Annotated in this window: 1 protein-coding gene; it reads left to right on the top strand. The window is 33.0% G+C overall.

The annotated features are described in order from the left end of the window. The first annotated feature begins 110 nt into the window (after positions 1-110). On the top strand, positions 111-1,163 hold the full coding sequence (locus H593_RS0115415) for a hypothetical protein (protein ID WP_028873246.1): 1,053 nt from the start codon (positions 111-113) through the stop codon (positions 1,161-1,163). The last annotated feature ends 220 nt before the right edge of the window (positions 1,164-1,383 follow it).

The following is a 1,383-nucleotide window of genomic DNA, read 5'->3' as shown; positions in this document are numbered from 1 at the left end:
AACTAGCTTAAAGCCGTTTTGAAAAACAAAAATAGAAAAAAATATAGGATTTTTGTTGTTTGCTAACACAGAATCTAACCATACACATCACGTTGCCAGTAATATAAAAAATGCTCGAGAAACAAGAAGAATTTAGAAAAATAGTGTACACTGTCAGCGAACTTTTGAAAGCTGATGGAGAAACTGAATTATCTGATATTCTAAATACTTCAGAGCTGAATATTGAAGAAACTGGCTATGATAACTGGAACGGTGGAATTTATTTTTTTACCGTGTATTTGAGCGTAGATATTGAGACTTTTGTTAAAGTAAGAGATAGAATTGAAAAAATAGAAGCCGACTTACTCGCACGATTTGAAATTGGAACGCGTCATCTCGATAGTGAAACTGTTTCAAGTATTCGAATAGTTCCAAAAGCTCAACCTAAAATTGACTGGACAAAAATATCTGGATTAACGACAAAAGACCATTTGATAAAAGAAATTGAGTTTCTTAAAAACACGATGATTTCAGTTTCTACTGGTGGACAAAGAATTCAAGAAATTAACGACGAATACAAAGCTATATTTAACTCTGTGAATAAAGCGTTACAAAGACTGAATTTCCAAAATCCAAATCAATTTAAAGACCTTTGGGATTGGTATGGTAAATGGAGTTCTGATTTTGCGACTTATCGTGAACGAAGAGCTTATATCCGAGAAATTTATAATAGCTTAATTCAAACACTTCAAGAAACTGAAGAGTCCGAAACTATTAGTGTAACGATAGATCTAAGAGGCTGGGAAAGAATTGAACGTTCAATTAATGAAATTAGAACACGTCAGAGTGAAGCAAGTAAAGAAGAGCAATTCCAAGTTGTTGGACTTCTTTGTAGGGAAACTATAATTACACTCGCTCAATCAGTCTTTGATGAAGAAAATCATCCGATTTTGGATGATGTTAAGGTTAGTAAAACAGATGCAAAAAGAATGTTAGAAGCTTATATAGCTGTCGAACTTTCTGGCTCATCGAATAAGAAATTGAGACAATTTGCACGCTCGACTTTAGATTTAGCGAATGAACTCACTCATAAAAGAACTGCAACTAAAAAAGATGCTTCATTGAGTTCAATCGCAACTTTGTCTTTAATTAATTTTATAGGAACAATTGAAGGTCGGATATAAATACTACTGGCAACACCGTATATAATTTATTGCTAGTTCTAGCCTACTTAAGAAAGTCCTCGCGGACTTTCTTGGTCGGTAATTATTAACTAAATTAGTTGTTTAAAACACGCAACAAACCATATACGTATTCCAAGATCAAATCCTAATAAATATTCTAGTTTATTTTTAAGCTGCATGTTGTTGAAGAACCACATATGGAGTTCCTCTCTTAACTACT

The organism is Psychroserpens burtonensis DSM 12212, assembly GCF_000425305.1.
GTDB classification, from domain to species: domain Bacteria; phylum Bacteroidota; class Bacteroidia; order Flavobacteriales; family Flavobacteriaceae; genus Psychroserpens; species Psychroserpens burtonensis.
The sequence above is the reverse complement of the archived record's forward strand: the minus strand, read 5'-3'. Positions and strand labels throughout refer to the sequence as shown.